The organism is Stenotrophomonas sp. YJH_SMC_43 (assembly GCF_059372535.1).
Genome location: NZ_JCAFVQ010000002.1, coordinates 813,425 through 832,508, shown reverse-complemented (window position 1 = coordinate 832,508; position 19,084 = coordinate 813,425). Strand labels below are relative to the sequence as shown.

Annotated in this window: 22 protein-coding genes; 6 read left to right on the top strand and 16 right to left on the bottom strand. The window is 66.7% G+C overall.

Features of this window, described 5'->3' with window-relative positions:
• Positions 1–59: 59 nt before the first annotated feature.
• Positions 60–692 carry a 23S rRNA (uridine(2552)-2'-O)-methyltransferase RlmE gene (rlmE, locus tag AC5QAH_RS10345; protein WP_005409014.1) on the bottom strand — a complete coding sequence of 211 codons (633 nt, stop codon included), beginning with the start codon at positions 690–692 and terminating at the stop codon, positions 60–62.
• Positions 693–757: 65 nt separating this feature from the next.
• Between rlmE and yhbY the strand changes: the two genes are divergently transcribed.
• Positions 758–1,063, top strand: coding sequence for a ribosome assembly RNA-binding protein YhbY (gene yhbY, locus AC5QAH_RS10340; RefSeq protein WP_004152868.1), 306 nt, complete (start codon positions 758–760; stop codon positions 1,061–1,063).
• Between the two features lie 13 nt (positions 1,064–1,076).
• Complete coding sequence (locus tag AC5QAH_RS10335) at positions 1,077–1,451, top strand: Mth938-like domain-containing protein (RefSeq protein WP_010485970.1); 375 nt, start codon at positions 1,077–1,079, stop codon at positions 1,449–1,451.
• Positions 1,452–1,594: 143 nt separating this feature from the next.
• Here AC5QAH_RS10335 and AC5QAH_RS10330 read toward each other — a convergent pair whose 3' ends face one another.
• Genes AC5QAH_RS10330 through surE form a run of 4 tightly spaced genes read right to left on the bottom strand, consistent with a single transcriptional unit; the run spans position 1,595 to position 4,463 of the window.
• The gene (locus AC5QAH_RS10330) at positions 1,595–2,380 is read right to left on the bottom strand and encodes a peptidoglycan DD-metalloendopeptidase family protein (RefSeq protein WP_049455329.1); all 786 of its coding nucleotides are present in this window, start codon (positions 2,378–2,380) and stop codon (positions 1,595–1,597) included.
• Positions 2,377–2,991 (bottom strand): YqaA family protein, encoded by a 615-nt coding sequence (locus AC5QAH_RS10325; protein ID WP_043402113.1) that lies wholly within the window; start codon positions 2,989–2,991, stop codon positions 2,377–2,379. Before AC5QAH_RS10325 ends, AC5QAH_RS10330 begins: the two co-directional genes overlap by 4 nt.
• Before the next feature lie 18 nt (positions 2,992–3,009).
• The gene (locus AC5QAH_RS10320; protein WP_049435940.1) at positions 3,010–3,687 is read right to left on the bottom strand and encodes a protein-L-isoaspartate(D-aspartate) O-methyltransferase; all 678 of its coding nucleotides are present in this window, start codon (positions 3,685–3,687) and stop codon (positions 3,010–3,012) included.
• Positions 3,684–4,463 carry a 5'/3'-nucleotidase SurE gene (surE, locus tag AC5QAH_RS10315; protein WP_010485979.1) on the bottom strand — a complete coding sequence of 260 codons (780 nt, stop codon included), beginning with the start codon at positions 4,461–4,463 and terminating at the stop codon, positions 3,684–3,686. The genes AC5QAH_RS10320 and surE overlap by 4 nt, the downstream gene beginning before the upstream one ends.
• 209 nt (positions 4,464–4,672) lie before the next feature.
• On the opposite strand from surE, the gene AC5QAH_RS10310 reads away from it, so the two are divergent.
• Complete coding sequence (locus AC5QAH_RS10310) at positions 4,673–5,212, top strand: Smr/MutS family protein (RefSeq protein ID WP_005409007.1); 540 nt, start codon at positions 4,673–4,675, stop codon at positions 5,210–5,212.
• A 123-nt stretch (positions 5,213–5,335) separates the two neighbouring features.
• Here AC5QAH_RS10310 and truD read toward each other — a convergent pair whose 3' ends face one another.
• The 10 genes from truD to AC5QAH_RS10260 form a co-directional block, all read right to left on the bottom strand.
• Entirely contained in the window at positions 5,336–6,367 is a 1,032-nt protein-coding gene (gene truD / locus AC5QAH_RS10305) for a tRNA pseudouridine(13) synthase TruD (RefSeq protein WP_049455327.1), read from the bottom strand.
• On the bottom strand, positions 6,364–6,861 hold the full coding sequence (ispF, locus tag AC5QAH_RS10300) for a 2-C-methyl-D-erythritol 2,4-cyclodiphosphate synthase (protein WP_043402123.1): 498 nt from the start codon (positions 6,859–6,861) through the stop codon (positions 6,364–6,366). The genes truD and ispF overlap by 4 nt, the downstream gene beginning before the upstream one ends.
• Positions 6,862–6,895: 34 nt before the next feature.
• Entirely contained in the window at positions 6,896–7,594 is a 699-nt protein-coding gene (gene ispD / locus AC5QAH_RS10295; protein WP_049435946.1) for a 2-C-methyl-D-erythritol 4-phosphate cytidylyltransferase, read from the bottom strand.
• Positions 7,591–7,944 (bottom strand): cell division protein FtsB, encoded by a 354-nt coding sequence (gene ftsB / locus AC5QAH_RS10290; RefSeq protein ID WP_099559596.1) that lies wholly within the window; start codon positions 7,942–7,944, stop codon positions 7,591–7,593. Before ftsB ends, ispD begins: the two co-directional genes overlap by 4 nt.
• Positions 7,945–7,948: 4 nt before the next feature.
• Complete coding sequence (gene eno / locus AC5QAH_RS10285; RefSeq protein ID WP_057502983.1) at positions 7,949–9,241, bottom strand: phosphopyruvate hydratase; 1,293 nt, start codon at positions 9,239–9,241, stop codon at positions 7,949–7,951.
• A 95-nt stretch (positions 9,242–9,336) separates the two neighbouring features.
• The gene (locus AC5QAH_RS10280) at positions 9,337–9,666 is read right to left on the bottom strand and encodes a hypothetical protein (protein ID WP_010485991.1); all 330 of its coding nucleotides are present in this window, start codon (positions 9,664–9,666) and stop codon (positions 9,337–9,339) included.
• Positions 9,666–10,013, bottom strand: a complete 348-nt coding sequence (locus AC5QAH_RS10275) for a hypothetical protein (RefSeq protein ID WP_099559597.1) — start codon at positions 10,011–10,013, stop codon at positions 9,666–9,668. Before AC5QAH_RS10275 ends, AC5QAH_RS10280 begins: the two co-directional genes overlap by 1 nt.
• On the bottom strand, positions 10,010–10,840 hold the full coding sequence (gene kdsA, locus AC5QAH_RS10270) for a 3-deoxy-8-phosphooctulonate synthase (protein WP_019338187.1): 831 nt from the start codon (positions 10,838–10,840) through the stop codon (positions 10,010–10,012). The genes AC5QAH_RS10275 and kdsA overlap by 4 nt, the downstream gene beginning before the upstream one ends.
• A gap of 89 nt (positions 10,841–10,929) precedes the next feature.
• Entirely contained in the window at positions 10,930–12,594 is a 1,665-nt protein-coding gene (gene pyrG / locus AC5QAH_RS10265) for a CTP synthase (protein WP_019338186.1), read from the bottom strand.
• Between the two features lie 400 nt (positions 12,595–12,994).
• The gene (locus AC5QAH_RS10260; RefSeq protein ID WP_010485998.1) at positions 12,995–13,228 is read right to left on the bottom strand and encodes a hypothetical protein; all 234 of its coding nucleotides are present in this window, start codon (positions 13,226–13,228) and stop codon (positions 12,995–12,997) included.
• Between the two features lie 172 nt (positions 13,229–13,400).
• Between AC5QAH_RS10260 and parE the strand changes: the two genes are divergently transcribed.
• The 3 genes from parE (at position 13,401) to AC5QAH_RS10245 (ending at position 17,628) form a co-directional block, all read left to right on the top strand.
• Entirely contained in the window at positions 13,401–15,290 is a 1,890-nt protein-coding gene (gene parE / locus AC5QAH_RS10255) for a DNA topoisomerase IV subunit B (protein WP_010486000.1), read from the top strand.
• Positions 15,291–15,443: 153 nt separating this feature from the next.
• Entirely contained in the window at positions 15,444–16,022 is a 579-nt protein-coding gene (locus AC5QAH_RS10250) for a GNAT family N-acetyltransferase (RefSeq protein WP_049421510.1), read from the top strand.
• 109 nt (positions 16,023–16,131) lie between these two features.
• Positions 16,132–17,628: a S10 family peptidase gene (locus AC5QAH_RS10245; RefSeq protein WP_043402133.1), complete on the top strand. Its 1,497-nt coding sequence runs from the start codon at positions 16,132–16,134 to the stop codon at positions 17,626–17,628.
• A gap of 330 nt (positions 17,629–17,958) precedes the next feature.
• On the opposite strand, the gene AC5QAH_RS10240 is transcribed toward AC5QAH_RS10245, so the two are convergent.
• Positions 17,959–19,080: an inorganic phosphate transporter gene (locus AC5QAH_RS10240; RefSeq protein ID WP_006431323.1), complete on the bottom strand. Its 1,122-nt coding sequence runs from the start codon at positions 19,078–19,080 to the stop codon at positions 17,959–17,961.
• Positions 19,081–19,084: the final 4 nt, after the last annotated feature.

Here is a 19,084-nt window from a genome sequence, read left to right as displayed (position 1 = left end):
TCCGGTGTTCCTCTCAGTGCTGGCGTTGCGTTGGGGTCGAACTTGCGTACGTTGCGAGCTTACTTCATGTGGGCGCGTTTTCCCTGACCCAAGGCATACACCTCGGGAGAGCGCTTGCGCGAGGCTTCCGGCTTGCGGATGGAGACTTTGTCGTACCGGCGGCGCATGTCGCGCACGTAGTCGTCAAAGCCCTCGCCCTGGAACAGCTTGATCAGGAATGCCCCACCGGTTTTCAGGTGGTTGTCGGCAAAATCCAGGGCCAGCTCCGCCAGGTGCATCATCCGCGGCTGGTCGACCGCGCCCACACCACTCTTATTGGGGGCCATGTCCGACAGCACAAGGTCTACCGGCTGATCCCCGAGCATGGCTTCAAACTGCGATAGAACGGCTTCTTCCCTGAAGTCACCATGAAGGAACTCGACGCCGGCCAGCGGCGGCATGTCCAGGATGTCCAGGGCCAGCACGCGGCCGGTGTCGCCGATCTGTCTCCGAACCTGCTGAGACCAGCCGCCCGGGGCCGCGCCGAGGTCGACCACCACCATGTGCGGCTTCAGCAACCGGTCACGTTCCAGCAGCTCTTCGAGCTTGTAGGCGGCGCGCGAACGCATGCCTTCGGCCTGGGCCTTCTTCACGAAGGGGTCGGAGAAGTGTTCCTTGAGCCAGCGCTGGCTGCTTTTGCTGCGGGTAGCCATTGAAAATAGGGGCTGATGGGGTCCTCATGATACCCTGATCGCCCCATTCAACCGTGTTTTCCTGCATGTCCATCGCCCTGACCGCTTCCCAGACCCGTTTCCTGCGCGGCCAAGCCCACGACCTGAAGGCCCTGCTGCAGACCGGCGGCAAGGGTGTGACCCCGGCCTTCATCGCTGAGCTGAACGAAGTGCTGGAGCGCCACGAGCTGGTCAAGGTGAAGGTCGCTGCCGAAGACCGCGACGCCCGTGACGTGATGATCGGCGAGATCGTCGAAGCCACCGAAAGCGCGCTGGTGCAGCGCATCGGCCACGTCGCCGTGCTGTACCGCCCGAGCAAGGAACAGCGACAGATCGTGCTGCCGCGCGGCTGATCGCCCTACTGCCATGCAGCTGAACCACGAACCGCCGGATTACGCCTACAGCCTGCGCGCCGCCGATGGCCGCTCGGCCCGGGTCAACGAGCTGGTGCTGGGCAGCAGCTTCTTCCTGACCCCGGACCAGCTGGTCGAGCGCTGGCCGGTGAAGCAGGCCACCGAACTGCAGCTGGCCGACCTGGAGCCGATCCTGGCGCTGAACCCGGCGCTGATCGTGCTCGGCACCGGTGACCGCCAGGTGTTCCCGCCGGCGGTGGTGATGGCCGCCTGCCTGTCACGCGGCATCGGCCTGGAAGTGATGAACAATCCGGCCGCCGCACGCACCTTCAACATCCTGGCTGGCGAAGGCCGCAAGGTCGCCGCCGCCTTCATTCTCGAAGGCTGACGTGGCGTCGCCGGGCATGGCCCGGCAGTGCCCTGGATCACACCTACTCTGTAGCGCCCGAGCCCATGCTCGGGCGGCGCCGCGTCGCGGCGCGGCGCGGAAAGCCGCCGGGCGTGACCCGGCGCTACCCGATCACACGGTGATCAGCGTGCCGGCAGATACTGCTGCGGGTCGACCGGCTTGCCGTTGTAACGAATCTCGAAGTGGACCATGTCGCGGTTCGCACCGGTACGGCCCATTTCGGCGATCTGCTCGCCAGCCTTCACGCTCTGCCCTTCATTGACCAGGCGCTTGCGGTTGTGACCATAGGCGGACAGCCACTGGTCGCTGTGCTTGATGATGATCAGTTCGCCGTAGCCGACCAGGCCGGCACCGGAGTACACCACCACGCCATTGGCGGTGGCCTTGACCGGCTGGCCGCTGGTGCCGGCGATGTCCACGCCCTGCTTGGTCGCGTCACCGGCCACGTAGCGGCCGACGATCGCGCCATCGGCTGGCCAGCGCCAGGCGATGTTGCTCTTCACCGGCCCGACCGGCGCCGGGGCCGGCGCGGTGCTGCCGCCACTGCTGCCAGCCGAACGCGGCGGGGTGACCACCGTGGTCGGCGCACGGCCGCTGGTGGCCCCCTGCGGATACAGGCGGATCACCTGGCCGGGGTAGATGGTCGACGGGTTGTCCAGACGATTCCAGGCAATCAGGTCGGCCGGGGTGATGTCATGGATGCGGGCCAGCGCATAGATGGTGTCGCCCTTGCGCACCACCACGGTCTGCCCGGGCTTGGGCACCGAGGTCTTCGGCGTGGTCACACCACTGGCGGTGCTGCCACCACCCGGGCGGACCACAGTGGCGGTGCCGCAGGCGGCCAGGGTGGAAACCAGCAACGCCAGCGCGCCGATGCGCACTCCCTTGCTCTGACGATCAGGACTCATGCGAACTTCGACCTCCATACAAGCCAGGCGATCAGCACCACCACCAACGCGGTGGCGATCCAGCCCAGCGGTTCAATCCAGCGACGCAGTGCCGCTTCGGCACGCGCACCACCGATACGGATGACCGCAGCCAGCACGAACACGCGCTTGCCGCGACCGATCAGCATGCTCAGCAGGTACTGCGGCATCGGTACGCCGACGATACCCGATGCCCACGTGAAGACCTTCATCGGGATGGGCATGAATCCGCCCAGCACCAGGAAGGTGAACACCGCCCAGGGCGACTCGGCCATCTTCGCCTGCACGGTGATGATGCCCTGCTCGATCGCCGGCAGCATGCCCAGCGCTTCGAACAGCGGCTTGATCGCCTCGAAGGCGTAATGACCCAGTGCATAGCCAACCAGCGCGCCGACCATCGAGCCGGCCAGGCTGAGGGTGGCGAACCACCAGCCGCGCTTGGGCTGGGCCACGCACATCGGCGCCAGCATCACCTCCGGCATCACCGGGAAGATGATCGCCTCGAAGAAGCTCAACACCGTCAGGTAGGTCGGCGCGCGTTCGTGCGCCGCCCACTTCATCGCCCGCTCGTACAGCGGCCCGAAAATCTTCATGCAACCCTGCTCCGTGGATTAGTCGAGCATGCCAGACAGCAGCGGCACGAACGTGACCGGCGCCAGCACGTGTTGTTCGATGCTGCCGTCGGCCTTGCGGTCCAGCTGTACCAGCGACTGCGCTCCGGGGCCACCGACCGGCGCCACCAGGCGGCCGCCCCCGGCCAGCTGCTCGATCAGGGCGTCGACCAGTGCCGGCGCCGCCGCAGTGACCACGATGGCATCGAACGGACCGTGCTCGGCCCAACCGACGCGGCCGTCGTCATGCTTGGTGCGGATGTTCATGCCCAGCGCACGGAAGCGCTTGCGGGCCTGGCGCAGCAGATCGCCGATGCGCTCCACGGTGTAGACCTCCAGGCCCAGCGCACCGAGGATGGCGGCCTGGTAACCGGAACCGGTGCCGACTTCCAGCACCCGCTTCGGCGCGACCTGGAGCACCGCCTCGGTCATCCGCGCGACCACCCAGGGTTGCGAGATGGTCTGGCCGTGGCCGATCGGCAGCGCGGTGTCTTCATACGCGCGCGAGGCCAGTGCCTCGTCGATGAACAGATGGCGCGGCACCACCCGGATCGCGTTCAAGGTCGGCTCGTCGACGATCCCGGCTTCGCGAAGGCGGTCGACCAGGCGGTCACGCACGCGCTGCGAGGTCATGCCGATACCGACGGCTTCCGGTTGCAGGCGCAGGCGTGGGCTCATGCCGGCTGGTCCAGCGCCGCACTGAGGCCGCCAACCCAGCTGGCCACCTTCTCCAGTGCCTGGTAGCGGGTCAGGTCGACCTGGATCGGAGTGATCGAGATGTGGCCGGTGCGCACCGCATGGAAATCGGTGCCGGGACCGGAGTCCTGCTCACGACCGGCCGGGCCGATCCAGTACACCTCGTTGCCGCGCGGATCCTTCTGCGCGATGCAGCCTTCGGCGCGATGGCGGTTCCCCAGGCGGGTGACCTCGAAGCCCTTGACCTCGCTCCACGGCAGATCCGGCACGTTGACGTTGAGGATGGTGTCAGCCGGCAACGGATCGGCCTTGAGCCGGGCGACGATCTCCACCGCGGCGCGCGCAGCAGTCTCGAAGTGCTTCGGATCATGGTTGCGGGTAACCAGCGAGACCGCCACCGCCGGCAGGCCGAGGAAGCGACCTTCCATCGCCGCCGAGACGGTGCCGGAATAGATCACGTCATCGCCGAGGTTGGCGGCATTGTTGATGCCGGACACGACAATGTCGGGTTCGAACTCGAGCAGCCCGGTCAGCGCCAGGTGCACGCAGTCGGTCGGGGTGCCGGCCACCGAGACGGTGTAATGGTCGATGCGCTTGAGGCGGATCGGCAGGTCCAGGGTCAGCGAGTTGCTGGCGCCGGAGCGATCGCGGTCGGGTGCCACCACCGTGACTTCGTGTCCGGCCTCGCGCAGCACCGAAGCAAGCATCCGGATGCCTGCGGCGTCGACGCCATCGTCGTTACTGACCAGGATTCGCATCTTCGATTTAACCGCTTGATTTTCCAAGAATTCGATTCCATCACCGTGCAGTGTGGGCGGGACCGTCGTACTCCCCTGCGGAAGCCGTCGACCCTGCAAGGGCATCGTCTATTGTGCCGCATGCGAGCCGCTGGTCCTACCCTGCCGGCGGTCACGGCCGACATCGAACCGTCATAGGCAGACCTGCGCCGGCGGTTTACCCTGTGCGCATGTCGCACCCTGAAGATGAAGATCCGGCCGCATTGTTCCGTGCAGCCATCGGCGAAGTGACGCCGCTGCGCAAGGATGCCGAGCCGGCACCGGCTGCGCCCCGGCCGAAGCCGCGCGCGCGCATGGCCGAACGTGACGAGGCCGAAGCCGCCGGCGAGTTCGCCCGGCTGCTGCGCGACAGCACGCCGCTGGAAGCCGGCGACGTGGCCAGCTATCGCCGCGACAACCTGCCACCACGCCTGTTCCAGCGCCTCAAGCGTGGCCAGTACTCGGTACAGGACGAACTGGACCTGCACGGCGCCACCGCCGCGCAGGCGGAGACGCTGCTGCGCCAGTTCCTGCTGGAGGCGCATGCACACGAGTATGGCTGCGTGCGCATCATCCACGGCAAGGGCCTGCAGTCCGATGGCGGTGCGCCGGTGCTGAAGAACCTGGTTGATCGCCTGCTGCGGCTGCGCAACGACGTGCTGGCCTTCCATTCGGCGCCGACCGGGCAAGGCGGCACCGGCGCGGTACTGGTGCTGCTGGCACGGCGGTGAAAAAAGGGGACACCATGTGTCCAGGTAGAGTCGACTGTCAGTCGACTGCTCTTCCAGCGGCAAGCGAATACCGCGCGCTGCGCGCGCAAGTCGACTGACAGTCGACTCTACCGCGCGCCCTGCTCAGGCCTGCGAGGCGTCTTCGACCGGGCCGAGCTCGTGCAGCACGGCGGTGGCGTAGCAGCCCGGCGGCAGCGCGAACGACAACTCCAGCACGTCATCGGCCAGCCATTGGTGCTGCAGCAGCGCCGGGCGCAGGCGCAGCGCGCGGCGCTCCTGCTTCAGGCGCGCGTCTTCCAGGCCGGCCCGCAGTGCCTTCGACTCTTCGTCGTCCAGCGCGGCCAGCTCCAGCTCGCGTGCCGCATCGGTGCTGCGCAGCTCGCCTTCGCCCCACAGCGGCGCGCTGGGATGGATGTCGAAACGCGCCAGGCGCTCGGCCAGCACGTCGGTGTACGGCTCGGGTCCGAACACGCTGCGGCTGCCATCGAGCATCCACACTTCGCCCTCCAGCGGCTGATCCCAGTTGCCCTGCTCCACGCGCGCGGCCAGCACGCGGTTGAACAGCGCCGAACGCGCGGCTGACAGCAGCAACGAACGCTGATCCTTGCGCATGCGGCGGCCACCGAACATCGCCAGTGCCGCCGGCACGTTGCCGCCGTCGCGGCCAAAGCGCTGCTCGCCGAACCAGTTCGGCAGGCCGCGCTCGGCAACCTGCTGCAGGCGTTCGCTGATCGCTGCGGCATCGCCCTGCACTTCACGCAACACCAGCTTGAAACGGTTGCCGGCCAGTGCGCCACGCTGCAGCTTGCGGTTATGCCAGGTCGCGTCGAGCACTTCGATCTCATCACTGGCCAACTCGGCCAGGTCCGGCGCAATGCGCTTGGGCAGGTGCACGCTGAAACGCTGGGTGGTGACCGCGTGGCGATCCTTCATGCCGGCGTAGCTGACCGCCATTTCCGGCAGGCCGGCCCACTTGGCCAGCACCTTGGCCACATGCACGGTGTTCGCGCCGCGCTTGCGGATATGCAGCAGCAGGTGCTCACCTTCGCCGGTGGCCTCGAAGGCCGGCAGCTCGTCGACCTGGAAATCGTCCGGCGTGGTGCGGATGCGCGCTGTGAGCAATGGCGCACCGAATGCAAGCGGCAGCGGAATCATGCGGCCACCAGCAGCACCACGGCCTGCGCGGCGATGCCTTCACCACGGCCGGTGAAGCCCAGCTTTTCCGAGGTGGTGGCCTTGACGCTGACCGCATCCAGCGGCAACTGCAGCAGCTCGCCGATGCGCTCACGCATGGCCAGCGCATGCGGGCCAACCTTGGGCCGCTCGCAGATCACGGTGATGTCGGTGTTGCCGACACGCCAGCCACGCTCACGCAGCAGGCTGTCGCAGTGGCGCACGAAATCACTGCTGTCGGCGCCCTTCCAGCGGCTGTCGCTTGGCGGGAAATGCTGGCCGATGTCACCCAGCGCCAGTGCGCCCAGCATCGCGTCGCACAGAGCGTGCAGGATCACGTCGCCGTCGCTGTGGGCGAGCACGCCGCAGCTGTGCGGTACGTTCACGCCGCCGAGCATGATGTGATCGCCTTCACCGAAGGCATGGACGTCATAGCCCTGGCCGATGCGGACGGGCGGGAAAGGTGCGGTGCTCATGGATGCAACCCTTGCAGCAGGGCCGCGCGGGCAATCAGCTGGCGCGGCGGGAAAGTACGAATTCGAACCGGTCCAGATCGGCCGGGGTGGTGACCTTGAAGTTGTCCTCACTGCCTTCCACCAGCAGCGGGCGCTGGCCCTGGCGCTCCATGGCCATGGCCTCGTCGGTGACTTCAACACCGGCGGCAGCAGCGTCGGACAGCGCGCGGCTGAGCTGGTGGCGACGGAACAGCTGCGGGGTCAGTGCGCGCCACAGGCGCTCGCGCGGCTCGGTGCCGTCGATGCCACCGTCGTCGCCTGCACGCTTGAGCGTGTCGCGCACCGGGGCGGCCAGGATCGCGCCAACCGGGTCGGCACGGCCGACTTCAAGCAGGCGGCCGAGATCGGCCAGGGACAGGTTCGGTCGCGCCGCATCGTGGACCAGCACGAACTCATCGGCGCGCACCGACTCCGGCAACGCCTGCAACCCGGCCAGCACCGAGGCGGCACGGGTCGCACCCCCGACACAGGTCAGCACCGGCTTGCCCGCCCACTCGTTCCAGCCCGGCCAGTCGGCGTCGTCCTGGCCGATCACCACCATCGCACCGGCCACGGCCGGGTGCGCCAGCAGGGCGTCCAGGGTATGGGCGAGCAGGATCTGTCCACCTGCCTGCAGGTACTGCTTGGGCAACGGCGCGCCGAAGCGGGTGCCACGGCCAGCAGCAGGAACCACGACCCAGATCGCCGCACTCATGGCACGTCCGCCGGGTGTTCGCCGACCTGCGCGCTGACACCTGCCGCAGGCTGCGCCGGATGCACCGGCACATCCTCGACCACGCGGTAGAACTTTTCGCCAGGCTTGATCATGCCCAGCTCGCTGCGCGCGCGTTCCTCGATGGCGGACTGGCCTTCCTTGAGGTCCTTCACTTCGGCAGCCAGCGCATCATTGCGCTGCTGCAGGCCCTCATTGTCCCGCTCCTGGTTGGCGACCTGGGCTTCGAGCATCATCACTTCACCCGAATTGCCCGGACCGAACCAGAAGCGGTACTGCAGCCAGCCCAGCAGCAGGGCCAGCACCAGCAGCATCCAGCGCCAGTCGCGCATCGGCTCAGCGCTTCAGCGAAACGAACGCGTCACGACCGGCGTAACGCGCGCCGGCGCCGAGGGCTTCCTCGATGCGCAGCAGCTGGTTGTACTTGGCCACGCGATCGCTGCGGCACAGCGAGCCGGTCTTGATCTGGGTGGCGGTGGTGGCCACGGCGATGTCGGCGATGGTGGTGTCTTCGGTTTCGCCGGAACGGTGCGAGACCACGGCGGCATAGCCGGCGCGATCGGCCATGGCGATCGCTTCCAGGGTTTCGCTCAGGGTACCGATCTGGTTGACCTTGATCAGGATCGCGTTGGCGGTGCCCGAGTCGATGCCTTCCTGGAAGATCTTCGGGTTGGTCACGAACAGGTCGTCGCCGACCAGCTGCACCTTCTTGCCGATGCGGTCGGTCAGCAGCTTCCAGCCGGCCCAGTCGTTCTCGGCCAGGCCATCTTCAATGGTGATGATCGGGTACTGCGCGGCCCAGTCGGCGAGGAAGTCGACGAACTGCTCGGAGGTCAGGCGCTTGTTCTCGCCGACCAGGTTGTACTTGCCGTTCTCGAAGAACTCGCTGGAAGCCACGTCCAGGCCCAGCAGCACGTCTTCACCGGCGGTGTAGCCGGCCTTGCCGATCGCTTCGAGGATGGTGTCCAGCGCTTCGACGTTGCTGCGGAAGTCCGGCGCGAAGCCGCCTTCGTCGCCGACCGCCGTGCTCAGGCCGTGGCCCTTCAGCACCGACTTCAGCGAATGGAAGATTTCGGTACCGGCGCGCAGCGCTTCGGAGAACGAGGTGAAGCCGACCGGCAGCACCATGAACTCCTGGAAGTCGACGTTGTTGTCGGCATGCGCACCGCCGTTGATGATGTTCATCATCGGCACCGGCAGCGACGGGCTCACGCCGGTCTTGGCGGCCAGATACTGCCACAGTGCCTGCTTGCTCGATGCGGCGGCGGCGTGCGCGGCGGCCATCGAAACACCCAGCAGTGCGTTGGCGCCGAGGCGGCCCTTGTTCTCGGTGCCGTCGAGGTCGATCAGGCGACGGTCGAGGCCGGCCTGGTCGGTGGCCTCGACGCCCTTCAGCGCGGCGGCAATCGTGGTGTTGACGTTGTCGACGGCCTTGCGCACGCCCTTGCCCAGGTAACGGGTCTTGTCGCCGTCACGCAGCTCGACCGCTTCCTTGGTGCCGGTCGAGGCGCCGGAGGGAACCGCGGCACGACCGAACGAACCGTCCTCCAGGATGACTTCGGCTTCCAGCGTGGGGTTGCCACGACTGTCGAGGATTTCACGGGCGTGGATGCTGCGGATCGTACTCATGGTCGGACCGGTTACCTGTCTGGAGAGGGGCGACAAAACGAATGCCGCGTGATTATCCCCGGCTGCCCGCCACTTGCCAAATGGAATGGGCGGCTTCAGCCCCAGCTGGACCCGATCACGATCAGCACCAGCGACACCAACATCACCAGCAACGCACCGGCAATCGCCGCCAGGATGGGGCCACGCCGCCGTCGCCAGGCCAGCACCATCGCCACCGGGCTGCCCAGGAAGGACAGCACCATCGTGACCAGCGCGCCCAGCAACCACCACTGCGTGGCCTGCACGCCGTTGTTTCCGTCCCCCGGCGGCCGGAAACTGGCGGTGAAGGCCAGCACGCCCACCACAAGGGCCATCCAGGTCAACACGGCCAGGCCCAGAGCGATCAGCCCCCATGGCCAGCCGCGCGCCGACGTGGTCGTATTCATCAAAGCACTCCGTAGAACAGGGCGCCGAACCACAGCGACAGCAGGATGATCGCCAGGCCAGCCATCACCTTGCCACGATTCAGCCGCCAGGCCAGTACAGCAGCAGTGATGCAACCTACGGCCGCCACCAACTCCGCGACCAGCAGCGCAATGAAGTACGCGCGCAGATTGAGCCCGCTGCCACCATCACCCGGTGGCCGCACGGATGCGGCGCCGATCAGCACCAGCCCGAACATGCCCACGGTGAACAGCACGGCCAGGCCCAGTGCAATCAGGCCCCAGGGCCCCTGTTTCCAGTGCCGGCGGCGGCGCTGGGCCTCCAGCGCCAGCCACGGGTCACGACTCACGCGAAACGCGAGAAGCCGTGCTTCTTGGTCACCGCGTCAAGCTCCATCAGGGTCTCGAGCAGCGCTTCCATCTGGTCCAGCGGCCATGCATTGGGGCCATCGGACAGGGCCTTGGACGGGTCCGGATGGGTCTCGGCGAACAGGCCGGAGATGCCCACCGCCACCGCGGCACGGGCCAGCACCGGCACGTGTTCGCGCTGACCGCCCGAACTGGTGCCCTGCCCACCCGGCAGCTGCACCGAATGGGTGGCGTCGAACACCACCGGGCAACCGGTATCGCGCATCACTGCCAGCGAGCGCATGTCACTGACCAGGTTGTTGTAGCCGAAGCTGGCACCACGCTCGCAGACCATGATCTGCTCGTTGCCGGTGGCCTTGGCCTTCTCCACGACCGGCTTCATGTCCCACGGCGCCAGGAACTGGCCCTTCTTGATGTTGACCGGCTTGCCGGCCGAGCACACCTTGCGGATGAAGTCGGTCTGGCGGACCAGGAACGCCGGGGTCTGCAGCACGTCCACCACCGAGGCCACTTCATCCATCGGGGTGTATTCGTGGACGTCGGTCAGCACCGGCACGCCGATCTGCTTCTTCACTTCGGCCAGGACCTTCAGGCCTTCTTCCATGCCCGGGCCGCGGAAGGCGGTGCCCGAGGTGCGATTGGCCTTGTCGAAGCTGGACTTGAAGATGAAGTTGACGCCGAGCTTGTCGGTGATCTCCTTCAGCTTGCCGGCGGTATCAAGCTGCAGCTGCATCGACTCGATTACGCAGGGGCCGGCGATCAGGAACAGGGGCTGGTCCAGCCCGACCTCGAATCCACACAGTTTCATGGCGTTTCCTTGTTGTCCGCAGCACCGGCCGGGCCGGTGCGATGGGGGTTGAAGCATGCAGGATGGGGACCGAAGCCCCCATTCACAAGTCAGGCGCGCGCTTCGGAAAGCAGCTTGCCACCGGCCTTGCGCTCGCGCGCGGCACGGATGAAACCGATGAACAGCGGGTGGCCGTCACGCGGCGTGGACAGGAATTCCGGGTGCGCCTGGCAGGCCAGGAACCACGGGTGCGCATCGCGCGGCAGCTCAACCACTTCCACCAGGGTGTCGTCCATCGACTTGCCGGCGATCACCAGGCCGGCGTCTTCCAGCTGGGTGCGGTAACGGTTGTTGAACTCGTAGCGGTGGCGGTGGCGCTCGGCGACCACGTCCTTGCCGTACAGCTCGCGGGCCAGCGTGCCCGGCTTCAGGCGCTGCTCCTGCAGGCCCAGGCGCATGGTGCCACCCAGGTCGCTCTTGTCGTCGCGCTTCTCGACATCACCGGTGGCGGTACGCCATTCGGTGATCAGGCCGATCACCGGGTTCGGCGACTGGCGGTCGTTCTCGGTGCTGTTGGCGCCCTCCAGGCCGACCACGTTGCGCGCGTAATCGACCACGGCCGCCTGCATGCCGTAGCAGATGCCGAAGTACGGCACGTGCTGCTCGCGGGCGAACTTCGAAGTCTGCACCTTGCCTTCGAAACCACGGTCACCGAAGCCACCCGGCACCAGGATGCCGTCAACATCGGCCAGTGCGGCCATGTCGGTGCCTTCCAGGTCCTGTGCTTCCAGCCACTTCAGGTTGACCTTGGTGCGCTGGCGCAGGCCGCCATGCTTGAGTGCTTCACCGACCGACTTGTAGGCGTCCTGATGGTCCACGTACTTGCCGACTACGGCGATGGTCACTTCGTCCAACGGATGCAGGGTCGCGTCGACCGCGTCTTCCCACATCGACAGGTCGACCGGACCCGCCTTGTCAGCCAGCTTCAGCTGGTTGACCACGATTTCGTCCAGGCCCTGCGCGTGCAGGCCCGACGGAATGCGGTACAGCACGTCCACGTCCGGCACGCTGATCACCGCGCGCTCGGAAACGTTGGTGAACTGGGCGATCTTGCGGCGCTCCGAATCCGGCACCGCCTGCTCGGAGCGGCACAGCAGCACGTCCGGCTGGATGCCGATCGAGCGCAGTTCCTTCACCGAGTGCTGGGTCGGCTTGGTCTTCAGCTCACCGGCGGCGCCGATGTACGGCACCAGGGTGAGGTGCATGAACAGCGCCTTCTCCGGGCCACGCTCGGTGCGCACCTGGCGGATCGCCTCCAGGAACGGAAGCGACTCGATGTCGCCGACGGTACCGCCGATCTCGACCAGCGCCACGTCGTAGCCTTCGGTGGCTTCGTCGATGCAACGGCGGATTTCATCGGTGATGTGCGGAATGACCTGCACGGTCGCGCCCAGGTAGTCGCCGCGGCGCTCCTTGCGGATCACGTTCTCGTAGATGCGGCCGGTGGTGACCGAGTTCTTGCGGCTCAGGCGGGTGCGCACGAAGCGCTCGTAGTGGCCCAGGTCGAGGTCGGTCTCGGCGCCGTCGTCGGTGACGTAGACCTCACCGTGCTGGAACGGGCTCATGGTGCCCGGGTCGACGTTGATGTACGGGTCGAGCTTCATCATCGTGACCTTCAGGCCACGGGCTTCAAGAATGGCGGCCAGTGACGCAGCGGCAATGCCTTTGCCGAGCGAGGACACCACGCCGCCGGTTACGAAAATCAAGGGAGTCATGGCTGCAAGCATCCTGTCTGGAAATGGAAAACGGCAGCACCACGCGCGCCCGGAGGGCAGGCATGGTGCTCAGAGGGGGTTTTCCGGTTCGCTGGGACAGCGAGGGAGGTGCGGATCCGTGCGGCGGCAGGCGCCGGACCGGGACCACCGTGCGAGGTCGGGGCGGCCGTGCCGGTCAAATCGACCGTCACCTGCGACCCGCCATGCTGGAAGCCACGCTTGGCCGCTCCAGCCCATTCGCAAAGGGTGGACACGCACTTACTCCCGGAAAGCCATAGTTTACAGATTGATGGCCGCCAACCCAAGAGGCAGATGGCACGCCACTAAAAAGAAACGCCCCGCAATGCGGGGCGTTCCGGAGCGCAGCCCTTGTCGCAAGGGCGCCTGGCAGGTTGCGGGATCAGCGCTTCTTGCGCGCTTCCTCTTCCTCTTCCTGCTGCGGGGCCGGCTGGCCCTGCGCCTTCATTTCGGCATTGGCCTGGGCCCGACGCTTGGCCTTGGCATCGGCCTCGGCCTGCGCCTTGTCGGCCTGGTCACCCTGCTGCGGGGCCGGCTGGCCGGCGTTCTGCGCCATCACCAGCGGCACCGCAACGGCGGCAGCGGCCAGGATCGCAATGGTCAGCAACTTCTTCATGAGGTCCTCCTCGCGGTACGGCTTGGATGTTTCGACCCAACGGGGGTCGCCGGCGTTCAGATTCCAGCGGCTGCCATTTTACCCCCTCTGCGTCGCCGAGACTGAACCGCAGGCGTGCAAAATCCCGTGCCAGACCCCACACTTGCCCGTCGCTCCAAGCTTTCGAAGACAGATGAACGCCCGTTATAACGCCGCCGATATTGAAGTCCTGTCCGGCCTTGACCCGGTCAAGCGCCGTCCCGGCATGTATACCGACACCGCGCGCCCGAACCACCTGGCGCAGGAAGTGATCGACAACTCGGTGGACGAGGCCCTCGCCGGCCACGCCCGCTCGATCGAGATCACCCTGTACAAGGACGGCAGCGTGGAGGTCAGCGATGACGGCCGCGGCATGCCGGTGGACATCCATCCGGAAGAGAAGATCCCGGGCGTCGAGCTGATCCTCACCCGCCTGCACGCCGGCGGCAAGTTCAGCAACAACAACTACACTTTCTCCGGCGGCCTGCACGGCGTCGGCGTCAGCGTGGTCAACGCGCTGTCGACCCTGGTGGAAGTGCACATCAAGCGCGAAGGTGCCGAACACCGCATCACCTTCCGCAACGGCGACCGTGCCACCCCGCTGGAAGTGGTCGGCAGCGTCGGCAAGAAGAACACCGGTACCCGCGTGCGCTTCTGGCCCGACCCGAAGTACTTCGACACGCCCAAGTTCGCGGTGCGCGCGCTCAAGCACCTGCTGCGCGCCAAGGCCGTGCTGTGCCCGGGCCTGACCGTGAAGCTGACCGACGAAGCCACCGGTGAAGTCGATACCTGGTACTACGAAGACGGCCTGCGCGATTACCTGAAGCTGGAACTGGGCGATCGCGAGATGCTGCCGGCCGAGCTGTTCGTCGGCAACCTGAAGAAGGACACCGAAATTGTTGACTGGGCCGTGGCCTGGCTGCCGGAAGGCGAGCTGGTGCAGGAAAGCTACGTCAACCTGATTCCCACTGCCCAGCACGGCACCCACGTCAACGGCCTGCGTACCGGCCTGACCGAGGCGCTGCGCGAGTTCTGCGACTTCCGCAACCTGCTGCCGCGTGGCGTCAAGCTGGCCCCGGAAGACGTGTGGGACCGCGTGTCGTTCGTGCTGTCGCTGAAGATGACCGACCCGCAGTTCAGCGGCCAGACCAAGGAACGCCTGTCCTCGCGCCAGGCTGCTGGCTTCATCGAAGGCGCCGCCCACGATGCCTTCAGCCTGCTGCTGAACCAGAACGTGGAACTGGGCGAGAAGATCGCCCAGATCGCCATCGAACGCGCCAGTGCGCGCCTGAAGACCGAAAAGCTGGTCGTCCGCAAGAAGGTCACCCAGGGCCCGGCCCTGCCCGGCAAACTGGCCGACTGCATCAGCCAGGACCTGTCGCGCACCGAGCTGTTCCTGGTGGAGGGTGACTCGGCAGGCGGCAGCGCCAAGCAGGCTCGCGACAAGGACTTCCAGGCGATCCTGCCGCTGCGCGGCAAGATCCTCAATACCTGGGAAGTATCCTCCAACAGCGTGCTGGCGTCGGAGGAAGTGCACAACCTGGCCGTGGCCATCGGCTGCGACCCGGGCAAGGACGACATTGCCGGCCTGCGCTATGGCAAGGTCATCATCCTGGCCGACGCGGACTCGGACGGCCTGCACATCGCTACCCTGCTCACCGCACTGTTCCTCAAGCACTTCCCGGCGCTGGTCGATGCCGGCCACGTGTTCGTGGCCATGCCGCCGCTGTTCCGCATCGACGTGGGCAAGCAGGTGTTCTACGCCCTGGACGAGGAAGAAAAGCGCTCGATGCTGGACAAGATCGAACGCGAGAAGATCAAGGGTGCGATCAACGTCACCCGCTTCAAGGGCCTCGGCGAGATGAATCCGCCACAGCTGCGCGAGTCGACCATCCACCCCGACACCCGCCGCCTGGTGCAGTTGACCGTGGACGATCGCGAGCAGACGAGCTCGCTGATGGACATGCTGCTGGCCAAGAAGCGTGCGTCCGACCGCAAGGGCTGGCTGGAGTCGAAGGGCGACCTGGCTTCGCTGGAAGTCTGACTCCCGCAGCCCTCCTGTAGAGCCGAGCCCACGCTCGGCTGCATTCCGCGCCGTGCCGGGCAGCCGAGCATCGGCTCGGCTCTACAGAGATCCCGCCCCCATCGGCAAACCCGGCGGCGCCATAATGCGCGTCCATCCGCGTGGATCATCGTATTGGCCAGCCACTCGCTGCTGTTCCCGGGCCTGCCGCTGCACAGCGCGCGCCTGGTCCTGAGCCCGATCCGCCGCGACGATGCGGCCGCCCTGTTCGCGATCCAGTCCGATCCGGACGTGATGCGGTTCTGGAACCACCCGGCGTGGACACGACCGGCCGAGGCGCGTGCGCAGATCGACGATGACCTGGCCGCACAGGCCACCGGCACCCAGCTCAAGCTGGCCGTGCGCGAAACGCTGGACGGTCCGTTGCTGGGCATCTGCGTGGTGTTCGCCCTGGACCGCGATGCCGCACGTGCCGAGATCGGCTACCTGCTGGCCCCCGACAGGCAGGGCCAGGGCTACATGCACGAAGCGCTGCAGCACCTGCTGGACTACCTGTTCCAGACCCTGCGCCTGCATCGCGTGGAAGCCGAAGTCGACCCGCGCAACCGGCCCTCGGCACACGTGCTTGAACGGCTGGGCTTTCACCTGGAGGGCGTGCTGCGGCAGCGTTGGCGCATCCAGGGCGAACTGTCCGATTCGGCGGTATACGGCCTGCTGGCCGACGACGACGTGCGCACTCCTCTGCCCGCTTGACCCAATCTGGCCAGTGGCGGCCTCGACGCGCGGGCATGCCTTTGGACACATACGGCATGCCCGCCACCGGCCTAGCATCGGAACCCCCTTCCGCTGCCAATCCGGTGCCATGAAGTCCCTGCTGCATACTGCCGCGCTCTGCGTCGGCCTGCTCATCGCTCCTGCCAGCGTGCTGGCCGCGCCTGACGCCGAGGCCAAGCCCGATCCGAAAGACGACAAGACCGAAGCACCTGCGCTGCCCGCCGATGCGTCGGCCCGCCAGAGCATGCGCCTGGCCGGCCGCACCCTGGACTACACCGCCACCGTCGGCACCCTGCCGGTGCGTGATGCGAAAGGCAAGGTGATCGCCGATGTGGTGTTCACCGCCTATACGATGCCGGGCAAGGACCGGCCGGTGACCTTCGCGCTCAACGGCGGCCCGGGGGCATCGTCGGTCTACCTCAACATGGGCGCGATCGGACCCAAGGTGGTGACCTTCGGCTCCGAGGGTGACAGCGCCTCGGCACCCGCCACGCTGCACGACAACCCCGGCACCTGGCTGGACTTCACCGACCTGGTGTTCATCGATCCGGTCGGCACCGGCTTCAGCCGCGCGCGCATCGGCGATGACGAAGCGAAGAAGCAGCTGTACAACCCCAGCGCTGACATCGAGTACCTGTCGCGCTCGATCTACGACTGGCTGCTGCGCAACCAGCGCATGGGCGCACGCAAGTACCTGACCGGCGAGAGCTACGGTGGCTACCGTGGCCCCCGCATCACCCACTTCCTGCAGACCCGGCTGGGCGTGGCGATGAACGGCCTGGTGCTGGTCTCGCCCTACCTGAGCCCGACCCTGGAAGACAACGCCGATGTCTCGCCGATGGCATGGATGCAGACACTGCCGTCGATCGCCGCCGCGCACCTGGAGCGCCAGGGCAAGCTGACCGATGCAGCGATGCGTGACGTGGTGGAGTACACCCGTGGCGACTACGCCACCGCGCTGATGAAGGGCCGCAGCGACCCGCAGGCGACCGAGGCGATGCTGCGCCGGGTAACCGAGCTGACCGGGCTGGACCCGCAGTTCGTGCGCCGCGCCGGTGGCCGCCTGGAGACGCAGGCCTATCTGCGTGAGGTGTTCCGCGACAAGGGCACGCTGGGCAGCCGCTACGACTCGAACGTGACCGCGTTCGATCCGTTCCCGAATGATCCGGAGCAGCGCGCCAATGATCCGTTGCTGGACAGCATCATTGCGCCGACCACCACGGCGATGGTCGACTTCGTGACGCGCGTGGTCGGCTGGAAGGTGGATGCGCGCTACCAGGCGCTGAATTACGACGTGAACCGGCTGTGGGACCGCAACGGCGAGCTGCGCCAGGGCGCGGTGACCCAGCTGCGCCAGGCGGTGGCGATCGATCCGCATCTGCAGGTGCTGATCGTGCATGGCTGGAACGACCTGTCGTGCCCGTTCATGGGGTCGATCCTGACGGTGGACCAGATGCCGGCGATGGGCAGCAACCCGGACCGGGTGCAGGTGCGTAGTTATCCGGGTGGGCACATGTTCTACAGCCGGGCGGACAGCCAGGCGGCGTTCCGGAAGGATGTGCAGGCGCTGTTCCAGCGTAATTGAGGGGTTCGGCCGGGCCTGCGGCCCGGCACCCGCCGAATCAACGGCAACGGCAAAAGCGGGCTTTCCGTGGTTGGGCGGGGTGGGGCCGGTTGCGGGGGACGCCGTAAACCCGTCCCTGGGGGCTTGGCCGCGGCATCCATGCCGCGGACACCCCCACAACCGGCCCCGCCCCGCCTTCGACAGATCTCCGCGAACTGTCGGAACGGCGTCGTGCACTGCTCTGGTGGGTGTCGACCTTGGTCGACACGCTTGATACGGAAGAATGATCTGCCCATGAAAAAAGCCCGCCGGAATACGGCGGGCTTTTTTTGTGCAACGTGTGCGTGCAGATCAGGTCCAGCCGAACAGCTCGAACAGCTTCAGGATCAGGTACGCACAGCCGCCTGCTGCCGGGATGGTCAGGATCCAGGCCCAGACGATGCGTTCGATCACGCCGAACTTCAGCGAGCGCGGGTTCTTGGCGAAGCCGACGCCCATGATCGCGGTGGAGATGCTGTGCGTGGTCGAGACCGGCATGCCGAAGTGGGCGGCCAGGGTCAGGATGGTGGCCGAGCTGGTCTCCGCGGCGAAGCCATGGATCGGGTGCAGCTTGACCATCTTGTGGCCCAGGGTCTTGATGATCTTCCAGCCACCCGAGGCGGTACCGGCAGCCATCACCACCGCACAGGTCAGCACGATCCACATCGCGATGCCGTCACCGGCGTGGGCGTCCGGGTGCATGAAGGCCAGCCAGGACGGCAGGTCGTTCAGTGCGCCGGTGGCTTCGGCACCGATCAGTGTCATGGCGATGATGCCCATGGTCTTCTGCGCATCGTTGTGGCCGTGGGCAAAGCCCATGTAGGCCGCCGAGGCGATCTGCGCCTTGCCGAAGAACGCGTTGACGATGCGCGGGCGGGCCAGGCGGCCGATGGCGCCACCGATCTTGGCCAGGCCGGCAATCAGGCCCCACAGCAGCACCATCACCACGATGCCGAGCAGGAAGCCGGCGATCGGCGAGGTGATCATCGGCACGAACACCTTCCACAGCAGGCCCTTGTTCTGCGCCCAGCTGCCCAGGCGCTCGGACCAGATCAGGGCGTCCCAGTTGTTGTGGGCCGCAGCCAGGCCGGCGCCGCAGAGGCCGCCGATCAGTGCATGCGAAGACGAGGACGGTAGGCCCTTCCACCAGGTGATCAGGTTCCAGATGATGCCGCCCAGCAGGGCGCAAAGGATCACCTGCGGGGTGACGTCGACCACGTTGGTGTTGAGCAGGCCCGAGGCGATGGTCAGCGCCACCGCGGTACCGGTCAACGCGCCGATGAGGTTCATGAAGGCGGCCAGCATCACCGCCCAGCCGGGCGAGAGCACCTTGGTCGCCACCACGGTGGCAATGGAGTTGGCGGTATCGTGGAAGCCGTTGATGAACTCGAAAACGAGCGCGGCCAGGATCACCACCAGGACAAGGGTCAACATGCGG

Excerpts from the sequence above, each read along its gene's own strand:
- rlmE (WP_005409014.1), bottom strand. The coding sequence starts at position 692 with ATGGCTACCCGCAGCAAAAGCAGCCAGCGCTGGCTCAAGGAACACTTC.
- yhbY (WP_004152868.1), top strand. The coding sequence starts at position 758 with ATGTCCATCGCCCTGACCGCTTCCCAGACCCGTTTCCTGCGCGGCCAA.
- AC5QAH_RS10335 (WP_010485970.1), top strand. The coding sequence starts at position 1,077 with ATGCAGCTGAACCACGAACCGCCGGATTACGCCTACAGCCTGCGCGCC.
- AC5QAH_RS10330 (WP_049455329.1), bottom strand. The coding sequence starts at position 2,380 with ATGAGTCCTGATCGTCAGAGCAAGGGAGTGCGCATCGGCGCGCTGGCG.
- AC5QAH_RS10325 (WP_043402113.1), bottom strand. The coding sequence starts at position 2,991 with ATGAAGATTTTCGGGCCGCTGTACGAGCGGGCGATGAAGTGGGCGGCG.
- AC5QAH_RS10320 (WP_049435940.1), bottom strand. The coding sequence starts at position 3,687 with ATGAGCCCACGCCTGCGCCTGCAACCGGAAGCCGTCGGTATCGGCATG.
- surE (WP_010485979.1), bottom strand. The coding sequence starts at position 4,463 with ATGCGAATCCTGGTCAGTAACGACGATGGCGTCGACGCCGCAGGCATC.
- AC5QAH_RS10310 (WP_005409007.1), top strand. The coding sequence starts at position 4,673 with ATGTCGCACCCTGAAGATGAAGATCCGGCCGCATTGTTCCGTGCAGCC.
- truD (WP_049455327.1), bottom strand. The coding sequence starts at position 6,367 with ATGATTCCGCTGCCGCTTGCATTCGGTGCGCCATTGCTCACAGCGCGC.
- ispF (WP_043402123.1), bottom strand. The coding sequence starts at position 6,861 with ATGAGCACCGCACCTTTCCCGCCCGTCCGCATCGGCCAGGGCTATGAC.
- ispD (WP_049435946.1), bottom strand. The coding sequence starts at position 7,594 with ATGAGTGCGGCGATCTGGGTCGTGGTTCCTGCTGCTGGCCGTGGCACC.
- ftsB (WP_099559596.1), bottom strand. The coding sequence starts at position 7,944 with ATGCGCGACTGGCGCTGGATGCTGCTGGTGCTGGCCCTGCTGCTGGGC.
- eno (WP_057502983.1), bottom strand. The coding sequence starts at position 9,241 with ATGAGTACGATCCGCAGCATCCACGCCCGTGAAATCCTCGACAGTCGT.
- AC5QAH_RS10280 (WP_010485991.1), bottom strand. The coding sequence starts at position 9,666 with ATGAATACGACCACGTCGGCGCGCGGCTGGCCATGGGGGCTGATCGCT.
- kdsA (WP_019338187.1), bottom strand. The coding sequence starts at position 10,840 with ATGAAACTGTGTGGATTCGAGGTCGGGCTGGACCAGCCCCTGTTCCTG.
- pyrG (WP_019338186.1), bottom strand. The coding sequence starts at position 12,594 with ATGACTCCCTTGATTTTCGTAACCGGCGGCGTGGTGTCCTCGCTCGGC.
- AC5QAH_RS10260 (WP_010485998.1), bottom strand. The coding sequence starts at position 13,228 with ATGAAGAAGTTGCTGACCATTGCGATCCTGGCCGCTGCCGCCGTTGCG.
- parE (WP_010486000.1), top strand. The coding sequence starts at position 13,401 with ATGAACGCCCGTTATAACGCCGCCGATATTGAAGTCCTGTCCGGCCTT.
- AC5QAH_RS10245 (WP_043402133.1), top strand. The coding sequence starts at position 16,132 with ATGAAGTCCCTGCTGCATACTGCCGCGCTCTGCGTCGGCCTGCTCATC.
- AC5QAH_RS10240 (WP_006431323.1), bottom strand. The coding sequence starts at position 19,080 with ATGTTGACCCTTGTCCTGGTGGTGATCCTGGCCGCGCTCGTTTTCGAG.